Origin of the sequence: Amycolatopsis sp. NPDC051045 (genome assembly GCF_040682955.1) — a bacterium.
GTDB lineage: Bacteria > Actinomycetota > Actinomycetes > Mycobacteriales > Pseudonocardiaceae > Amycolatopsis.
This window is the reverse complement of sequence record NZ_JBFBCC010000005.1, coordinates 518,893-527,911: the sequence shown is the minus strand read 5'-3', so window position 1 is coordinate 527,911 and position 9,019 is coordinate 518,893. Positions and strand designations below refer to the sequence as shown.

Genomic DNA, 9,019 nt, shown 5'->3' with positions numbered 1-9,019 from the left:
ACTACCCGACCCGCAGCGAGCGCGAGGTGCTGGCCGCGCACGCCGCCGACATCGCGAAGCTGACCGGCGCGCACACGCTCGTCGGCGAACCGAGCCACCCCGCCGGTCACCAGCCGACGGCGACCACCAGCCACTGCGGATCCCCGTGCGAGACGAACGAGGACTGCGCGGCCACGTCGTCGTACGGGAAGCCGTACGCGAGGTGGTTGATGCCGTGGTCGTGCCAGAACTTCGCGTAGTAGTTCGCCGGCGCCGCCTGGTAGTACCGGGCCGGGTCCTGCCACTGCGCCTGCGGCAGGTGCGCCGTGTGCCGGTTCAGCGCCGCGCACATGTCCGGGTTCCCCGCCAGCGAACCGGCGCACCCGGTGATGTTCGACGTGGGCTCGTTGACCCCCACCGACTGCGCGTAGGAGGTGAAGTAGTTCGCGTACCGGCCGCCGGCGCGGAAGTCCGGCGCGCTGCCCGGCGCCGGGATCCGGTACGGCGCGTTCACCGTCGCCAGGCCCTTGAACTCGGTCGGCACCTCGGCCTCGAACCTGGCGAACGTGGCCGAACGATCCTCCTGGAACATCTGGTAGTCGTCGCCGACCTGCACGTCGTAGCCGTCGTGCGCGTGCAGCCGCATGGCCAGCTTGAGCGCGAACGCGTCCACCCGGGTGGTGTTGCCGTTGAACACGTCCGGGCCGACGGTGAACTCGATGAAGTCGGCGTACTGACCGTTCGGCGTGCCGAGGTAGAAGTACATCCGCCCGGCCGAGTTGGCCGGCATGTCGAGGTAGGGCTGCTCGGCGATCGAGTGGGTTTGGCCGCCGAAGTTCCAGTACACCTGGCTGTCCGGGTACTTGCCGTTCGTCCGGTTGAGCACCTTGACGGTGAGCACGTTCCGCGCGGCCGGGATGGTGCTGGTGTCACCCCAGAACGAGTCGGGCGGGACGCCGGCGCCGGGCTGCGTGGTCCCGCCGCCGGTGCCGAAGACCTGGAACTCCCACAGCGAGACGCCGTAGGGGGTGGCCCGCGCGGTCGTGGACAGGCGCACGTACCGCCCGGATCCGGTCACGTTCAGCGTCTGCGTGCCGCCGGTTCCGGTGGTCGTCTGGTACACAGTGGACCAGCTGGACCCGTTGTCCGACAACTGGATCTGGTACGCCGTGGCGTAGGCGGCCTCCCAGCGGAGCACGACCTGGCCGACGGTCGCCGCACCACCGAGGTCGACCTGGATCCACTGTGGATCGCTGAACTGCGACGACCAGCGGGTGCCGGTGTTGCCGTCCACCGCGGCGCCGGCCGGGGTTCCGGCGTTCTCCACCGACGATGCCGTGACGGGCTTCCCTTGCGAAATCAAGGTGTCGGCCGCGTCGGCCGAAGGCGCGGCGAAGCCGAGGGCGGCGACCGCGATGGCCGCCGCCAGCGTCGCCAAGCGGGTACCGGGTCCGCGGCGACGGCGCCGCGGAGGGGCGTTCGTGGGCATGGTTCCTCCCTGGCCGGGAACGGGGGCGGACCCGCCGCCGGTCAGGGGACGGCGTCGTCCGGCTCGTCCCCTTCAACGCCGGGCGGATGCCTCGAAGGCCGGCCGGGGACGATCGGTAAAGAGGTTCATACCACTGCCCCGGACATGTCAACCCTTGACAGTTCCCCGCCGAGGACCGATATTCGGAACCCGATTCACCTCGAACCTCTGCGTGGCGCCGCCACCCGCTCAGGGGCCGGCTCACAGGAGTCAGCCATGCCCAGCGGCGCCAGTCACCCGGGTCCGCCCCGCCGTGCGCACCTCACCGCCCTCCTCGCCTTCGTCGGCCACCTGATCGCGCTGTCGGCCTCGCGAACACGTACCCGCCGGCCGGGTGCTGCCGGCCCTCTAGGCGAACACCTCCCGCCGTGCGGCCACCCACGACGCGTAGGTCGTCCCCGGGCGACCCAGCAGCTCCTCGACGACGCCGGTCGGCACCTGCGGGTGCCGCAGGGTCTCGGCGAAGCCCTCCAGGATCCAGTCGACGGCCGTCTCCGGGACGCCGAACCCGATCCACTGCTCGCGCTGCTCCGCGGGAGTCAGGTCACGGAACCGGATTTCCTGGCCCAGTACCGAGGCCAGCGTCTCGACCTGTCCGCGGATGCTGATCGCCTCCGGTCCACTGAGGACATGGGTGCGGCCGACGTGCCCCTCGGTGGTCAGCACCCGGGCGGCCACCGCCGCGATGTCGCCGAGGTCGATGGGCGTTTGCGTCGCGTCGCCGTAAGCCATGGCGACTTCACCCGCCCGGACCATCGGCGCCCAGTCGAGCGTGTTGTTCATGAACACACCGGGCCGCAGGAAGGTCCAGGCGAACCCCGCGTCCCGGACCGCGGCCTCGACGGCGGCGTACTCGTGGCCGCTGGACCCCTCGTGGTCGTCACCGACGCTGCTGCCCGACAACGCGACGACCCGCTCGACGCCGGCCTCCGAAGCCCGCTCGCAAAACCGCCGGACGGTTCGCGCCATCGGCGCCAGGTACACCGCCGAGACACCCTTGAGCGCCACCGGCAACGTCGAAGGCTTCGCCAGCGAGCCGACGACCACCTCGGCCTCCGCCGGCAGCTTCGCGCGTTCCGGGTCGACGGTCAGCGCCCGCACGGGCACCCCCGCGGCGACCAGTTCGTCCACCACCAGCCGGCCGACGCTGCCGGTCGCGCCCGTCACCAGGATCGTCATGAACACCCTCCTCGTTCTCGTATGCCGTACGAGATCGTACGGCATACGAGAACCCGGGGTGCACGGGAAAAGAGGTGATCAGGAGGTGATGGTCGGCAGTTCCGGGGCCGCGACGTCGTAGATCTTGCCCTCCTGGGTGAGCAGCGCCGCCAGGACCTTCGCCTTGCGGTCCGTCTGCTCCGCGGTGCCCCAGCGCACGATCTTCCCGCTGGACAGGGTGAACTCGACGCTCGCCGGGGTTTTCGCGGTCGCGGTCGTGACCTGCTTGAGCAGCTGCTCCGGAATCACCCCGAGGACGGCCGTCACCGCGCGGGTCACCGGGTCGTCGGCCGACACCTTGGGCAGGCGAAGCTCCGGCAAGCCCGGTGGGCGCGCCGAGACCGTCTTGAACACCACGCCGCCGCCGTCGACGAGGTGCACTCCGTCGCCGCCCGGGCCGCTGTCGAAGAACGCGATCGCCGTCCGCTCGGTCACCGTGATCTCGACCGTGTTCGGCCACGAGCGCACTACCTCGACCGTGGCGATGCCCGCCATCGCCGCCACGCGGTCGCGGATCTCGCCGGTGCTCAGCCGCAGCATCGGCGTGTCGGCCGGCACCGCCGCCACCGTGCGGATCTGGTCGGCGGACACCGAGCGCGAGCCGCTGACCGAGACGTCCTTCACCCCGAGCGTCGAGCTGAAGAACAGCAGGTAGACGACGGCCACCAAGGTGAGCACGCTCAGCAGCGCGACCCACCGGCGGCGGATCTCGACCTGCCGGTTGGGCCGGGTGCGGGCGCTGGGCTTGGGCCGTGCGGCGCGGGTCCGGCGGCGCTCCTCCTCGGAGCGCCGCCCCCGCCGTTCCCTCGCCAGGGCGGCGCGATCCCGTGCGTCCTCCGCGGACGGACGGCGGCGTTCCCTGGTCGGACTCATGGCTTCAGCGCTTGTCCAGCTCGGCGAGGATCTCCGGGCCCAGCTGCGTCACGTCCCCGGCGCCCATGGTCACCACGAGGTCGCCGGGCTTCGCCAGCCCGGCCACCAGCGGCGCGGCGACGTCGAACGCCGGCTCGTAGTGCACCGCCGCGGTCACGTGGTCGGCGATCAGCGCGCCGGTGACCCCGGGCTCGGGCTCCTCGCGAGCGCCGTAGACGTCCAGGACGACGACCTCGTCGGCCTGGGACAGGGCCTCGGCGAACTCCGTCGAGAACGTCTTGGTCCGCGAGTACAGGTGCGGCTGGAACACCACGATCAGCCGCCCCGACCCGGCCGCCGTCCGCGCCGCGCGCAGCTGAGCCGACACCTCGGTCGGGTGGTGGGCGTAGTCGTCGTAGACGCGGACGTCGCCGGCCCGGCCCTTGAACTCGAACCGCCGGCGGACCCCGCCGAACGCCGCGAGCCCCTCGACCAGCCCCTCGACCGGCGCCCCGAGCTCGATCCCGGCCAGCAGAGCCGCGAGCGCGTTCTGCGCCATGTGGTCGCCCGGCACCGCGACCGTGACGTCGATCAGCTTGGTCTTCAGCGAGATCCGCACGACCCCGCCGTCGGGCCGCGGCTCGTAGGACATGATCTTGGCGTCGTCGGCCCCGCTGACCCGGTAGCCGTACCGCAGCACGCGGACACCGCGCTTCGCGGCGGCGTCGCCCAGCGCGTCGGCCCCCTCGTCGTCGGCGCAGACGATCAGCACGCCGTGCGGGTCGATCCGGTCGACGAAGTCGGTGAACACCTTGGTGTAGGCCTCGGCCGTGCCGTGGTGGTCCAGGTGGTCCGGCTCGACGTTCGTCACGACCGCGACCGACGGCGAGTAGGCCAGGAACGAGCCGTCGCTCTCGTCGGCCTCGGCGACGAAGACGCCACCCTCGCCGTGGTGGGCGTTGGCCCCGGACTCGTTGAGGTCGCCGCCGATGGCGAACGACGGGTCGAGCCGGCAGTGCTGCAGCGCGACGGTGAGCATCGACGTCGTCGACGTCTTGCCGTGCGTGCCCGCGATGCAGGCGACGCGGTGCCCGGCCATCAGCCCGGCCAGCGCCTGGGCCCGGTGCAGCACCGGGATGCCTGCCGCGCGTGCCGCGGCCAGCTCGGGGTTGGTCTCCTTGATCGCCGTCGAGACGACGACCGCGGACGGCGGTTCCGGAAGTGACGAAATGTTCGCGGCGCTCTGGCCGACGAACAGCTCGGCGCCCTGGGCGCGCAGCGACAGCAGCGCGCGCGACTCCTTGGCGTCCGAGCCCGACACGAAAGCGCCCCGGGCCAGCAGGATCCGCGCGATGCCGGACATGCCGGCGCCGCCGATCCCGATCAGGTGGGCCCGGCGCAGTTCTTCGGGCAATTCAGGCACCGGCGGCCTCCAGGACGATCTTGGCGAGCAGTTCGTCCGCCTCGCGGTGGCCCATGCCGACCGCCGCCGCGCTCATCTTCGCGACGCGGTCGGCGTCGGTGACCAGCGGGACGACCAGGTCGGCGACCTTGGCCGGGGTGAGGTCGGCGTCGAAGACCATCAGCGCGGCCCCGGCGTCGACGGCGGGCCGGGCGTTGGTGGCCTGCTCGCCGTTGCCGTGCGGCAGCGGGACGAACACCGCGGGCAGCCCGACCGCCGTCACCTCGGCGACGGTCATCGCGCCCGAGCGGCACACCGCGACGTCGGCCGCCGCGTAGGCCAGGTCCATCCGCTCCAGGTACGGCACCGGCACGTACGCCGGCTTGCCCGGGAACTCCTGCACGACCAGGGTGTTCTTCGGGCCGTGCGCGTGCAGGACGCCGACGCCGGCGTCCGCGAGGTCCTTCGCCGCGCCGGACAGCGCGGCGTTGATCGACTGCGCGCCCTGCGAACCGCCGAACACCAGCAGCGTCGGCGCGTCCGGGTCCAGCCCGAAGTGCTTGCGGGCCTCGGCCCGCAGACCGGCGCGGTCCAGCGACGTGATCGACCGCCGCAGCGGGATCCCGACGACCTCGGCCTTCGGCAGCGGCGTGCCGGGCACGGCGACGGCGACGCGCTTGGCGAACCGCGCGCCGACCTTGTTCGCCAGGCCCGGCGACTGGTTGGCCTCGTGCACGACGATCGGGACGCGCCCGCGCGCGGCCAGGTAGGCGGGCAGGGCGACGTACCCGCCGAAGCCGACGACGACGTCCGCGCCGACCCGGTCGAGCACCTCACGGGTCTTGCGCACCGAGTCGCGGATCTTCATCGGCAGCTTGACCAGCTCCGGCGTCGGCTTGCGCGGCAGCGGCACCGGCGGGATCAGCTCCAGGGGGTAGCCGCGGGCCGGGACGAGCTTGTTCTCCAGGCCGCGCTCGGTGCCCAGCGCGACGACCTTCGCGTCCGGGCGCAGCCGCATGACGGCGTCGGCCAGGGCGAGGGCGGGTTCGATGTGTCCTGCGGTGCCACCTCCGGCGACCACGACCACGGGCCCCTTGCCCGCAGCGGCTCGCTCGGCTCCCTTGACGGGCTTACTCACCTATGACCTCTCCGGTTCGCGGTACTCCGGGTACCACGGCTCGCTGTTGTCCGCGCGGCCCCGCCGCGAGACGTGCTCGTGCGGGTCGTGCTCGTCCGTGCCGCGCTGCGGCGCACCGGCTCGCGGACCGACCTCCGTCGTTCCTGTGCCGGGGCGGGCCGGGCCGCACGGGGCGCCGGCCTGGCCGCCTTCGCCCCGCTCCTCCCCGCCGCCTTGCGGGTGGCGGGCGGTCGGTACGGGTCGGGCGCGGGCAGCCGCAGCAGACGCCCGAATTTACCCGGCCCCTGTGTGCGCAGTGCGGCCACCGCCTCCGGTTCGTGCCGGGCGGCGTTCGCGAGCACGCCCATGATGAGCATGGTGATCACCAGGGAGGTGCCGCCGTAGGAGATGAGCGGCAGCGTGACGCCGGTGACCGGCAGCAGGCCGACGACGTAACCGATGTTGATGCCGGCCTGCGCCACGAGGAACACCGTCAGCGTGCCGGAGACGATCCGGATCCACGGGTCGATGTTGCGGGTGGCGATCCGCAGGCCCACGATCGCGACCCCGCCGAACAGCGCGAGCACGACCACGCAGCCGATCAGCCCGAGCTCCTCGCCGATCAGGGCGAAGATGAAGTCGTTCTGCACGTTCGGCAGGTAGTTCCAGCTGGCCGCGCCCTGGCCGAGGCCCTTGCCGAGGACACCGCCGTCGGCCAGGGCGAGCTTGGCCTGGTTGGCCTGGAAGCCCTCGGCGCTGACGTCGGCGTCCGGGGAGAGGAACGACATGACCCGGGCGAGCCGGTAGGGCGCGATGACGGCCAGCACGAGCACGCCGGCCAGGCCGCCCGCGAGGATGACGCCGAAGAGCCGTTTCGGGGCGCCGGCGAACCACAGCAGGGCCAGCAGCACCACGGCCAGGGTGACCGTGCCGCCGAGGTCGGGCTGCAGCATGACCAGGGCGAACATCAGCAGCGCGATCGGCACCACCGGTACCAGCAGGTGCCGCCACTGGTGGATCACGTTGTACTTGATCACCAGGATGTGGGCGCCCCAGAAGGCCAGCGCGACCTTCGCGGCCTCGACCGGCTGGAAGGTGAACTCGCCGATCTTGAACCAGCCCTGCGAGCCGTTGACCTCCGAGCCGAGCGGGGTGAGCACGAGCACCAGCAGGCCGAGGCAGATCACCGTCGCGGTGGCCGACATCCGCCGGATCCGCTCCAGCTTGACCCGCAGGCCCAGCCAGAACACGACCGAGCCGAGCGCGACGAACACCAGGTGCTTGACGAACAGCGAGTACACGCCGCTGCCGGTCTTAGGGTTGTACGAGGCGACCGACGACGCCGAGAGCACCATGACGATGCCGATGACGGTGAGCACGCCGGTGAGGGCGAGCACCAGGTGGAACGACGCCAGCGGCCGCGAAAGCCACGCGGTCAGCGCGGTCCGGACGGCGACGAAGCCGCTCTCCTTGCGCTCGCGGCGCGGCCTCTTCGGCGGTACCCCTGACTTGGTTTCAGCTGTCGTCACTCGGCTCCCCCGCTGCGTCGTCGCGGAGGACACGCACGGCCGCGGCGAACGCGTCGCCGCGCGCACCGTAGCTCGAGAACATGTCCAACGACGCCGCGGCGGGTGCCAGCAGCACCACGTCACCGGGCCGGGCCATCGCGCTGGCCGCACTCACCGCCGCAGTCATGGGTTCATCGTCACCCGGACGGAGGCTGTTCACCGGGACATCCGGCGCGTGTCGCGCAACCGCGGCGGCGATCACGGGTGAATCGACGCCGAGGAGCACGACGCCGCGCAGGCGGCCGGCGATGCTGCTCACCAGTTCGTCGACCGAGGCGCCCTTCAGCTGGCCCCCGGCGATCCACACGATGCTTTCGTGGGCGCGCAGGGACCCGGCGGCCGCGTGCGGGTTGGTGGCCTTCGAGTCGTTGACGTACCGGACCCCGGCCACCTCGGCGACCTCCACGGCCCGGTGCGGGGCCGGCTGGTACTCGCGCAGGCCCTTGGCCACGGCGTCCGGCGAGACGCCGTGGGCGCGGGCCAACGCGGCCGCGGCGAGGGCGTTCGCGACGTTGTGCGGGCCCGCCGGACGGACGTCGGCCAAGGTGGCGAGCGCTTCGGCGCTGTTCGCCGGGTCGGCGACGAAGGCCCGGTCGACCAGCAGGTCCTCGACCACACCCAGTTCACCGGCGCGCGGGGTGTCGAGCTGGAAACCGACGCGGCGGGCGCCCTGGAGCGCGTGCTCGGCGGCGATCCGGGTGGACCACTCGTCGTCGGCGTTGTGCACGGCGATCTTGGCGCGGGCGTACACCCGGCCCTTCGCCGCCGCGTACTCGTCCATCGAGCCGTGCCAGTCGATGTGGTCCTCGGCCAGGTTCAGCACCACGGCCGCGTCCGGGGCCAGCGTCGACGACCAGTGCAGCTGGAAGCTCGACAGCTCCACGGCCAGCACGTCGTAGCCCGCACGGACCGCGTCGAGCGCCGCGTAGCCGATGTTTCCGCAGGCCACGGCGTTGCTGCCGGCCGCTTTGAGGATCGACTCCAGCATGCCCGCGGTGGTCGTCTTGCCGTTGGTGCCGGTCACCACCAGCCAGGACGGCGGGTGCTCGCGCAGCCGGCCGGCCCGCCAGGCCAGCTCGACGTCGCCGATGACCTCGACGCCCGCCTCGGCGGCGGCCACGAGCAGCGGCGACGTCGGCCGCCAGCCCGGGCTGGTGACGACCAGGACGACGTCGGACGGCGGTTCGGTCAGGCCCGGCACCAGCTCGGCACCGAGGCCGTCGAGCTCGGCCAGGCGCTCGGCGTTGCCGTCGGTGACGGTGACGCGGGCACCCAGCTCGACCAGCACGGGCACGACCGACTTGCCGGTGACCCCGGCTCCGGCGACCAAGACGTGACGACCGGCGATCTGCACG

At 72.4% G+C, this 9,019-nt stretch carries 7 protein-coding genes and 1 pseudogene; all 8 read right to left on the bottom strand.

The window, feature by feature from the left end:
- Positions 1–106: 106 nt before the first annotated feature.
- A complete protein-coding gene (locus AB0M80_RS16370; protein ID WP_364564799.1) occupies positions 107–745 on the bottom strand; it encodes a glycoside hydrolase family 64 protein in 639 nt (212 codons plus the stop codon).
- 195 nt (positions 746–940) lie between these two features.
- A pseudogene (locus AB0M80_RS16365) lies at positions 941–1,468 on the bottom strand (discoidin domain-containing protein); the annotation flags it as partial.
- 387 nt (positions 1,469–1,855) lie between these two features.
- Positions 1,856–2,686 carry an NAD(P)H-binding protein gene (locus AB0M80_RS16360; RefSeq protein WP_364564759.1) on the bottom strand — a complete coding sequence of 277 codons (831 nt, stop codon included), beginning with the start codon at positions 2,684–2,686 and terminating at the stop codon, positions 1,856–1,858.
- A 78-nt stretch (positions 2,687–2,764) separates the two neighbouring features.
- On the bottom strand, positions 2,765–3,598 hold the full coding sequence (locus AB0M80_RS16355) for an FtsQ-type POTRA domain-containing protein (RefSeq protein ID WP_364564756.1): 834 nt from the start codon (positions 3,596–3,598) through the stop codon (positions 2,765–2,767).
- A 4-nt stretch (positions 3,599–3,602) separates the two neighbouring features.
- The gene (gene murC / locus AB0M80_RS16350; RefSeq protein WP_364564754.1) at positions 3,603–5,000 is read right to left on the bottom strand and encodes a UDP-N-acetylmuramate--L-alanine ligase; all 1,398 of its coding nucleotides are present in this window, start codon (positions 4,998–5,000) and stop codon (positions 3,603–3,605) included.
- A complete protein-coding gene (murG, locus tag AB0M80_RS16345) occupies positions 4,993–6,117 on the bottom strand; it encodes an undecaprenyldiphospho-muramoylpentapeptide beta-N-acetylglucosaminyltransferase (protein WP_364564752.1) in 1,125 nt (374 codons plus the stop codon). The genes murC and murG overlap by 8 nt, the downstream gene beginning before the upstream one ends.
- Entirely contained in the window at positions 6,114–7,625 is a 1,512-nt protein-coding gene (gene ftsW, locus AB0M80_RS16340) for a putative lipid II flippase FtsW (RefSeq protein ID WP_364564749.1), read from the bottom strand. Before ftsW ends, murG begins: the two co-directional genes overlap by 4 nt.
- Positions 7,612–9,018, bottom strand: coding sequence for a UDP-N-acetylmuramoyl-L-alanine--D-glutamate ligase (murD, locus tag AB0M80_RS16335; protein ID WP_364564746.1), 1,407 nt, complete (start codon positions 9,016–9,018; stop codon positions 7,612–7,614). The genes ftsW and murD overlap by 14 nt, the downstream gene beginning before the upstream one ends.
- Between the last annotated feature and the right edge of the window lies 1 nt (position 9,019).

Coding starts and splice junctions, on each gene's coding strand:
- AB0M80_RS16370 (WP_364564799.1), bottom strand. CDS start 745: ATGTACTTCTACCTCGGCACGCCGAACGGTCAGTACGCCGACTTCATC.
- AB0M80_RS16360 (WP_364564759.1), bottom strand. CDS start 2,686: ATGACGATCCTGGTGACGGGCGCGACCGGCAGCGTCGGCCGGCTGGTG.
- AB0M80_RS16355 (WP_364564756.1), bottom strand. CDS start 3,598: ATGAGTCCGACCAGGGAACGCCGCCGTCCGTCCGCGGAGGACGCACGG.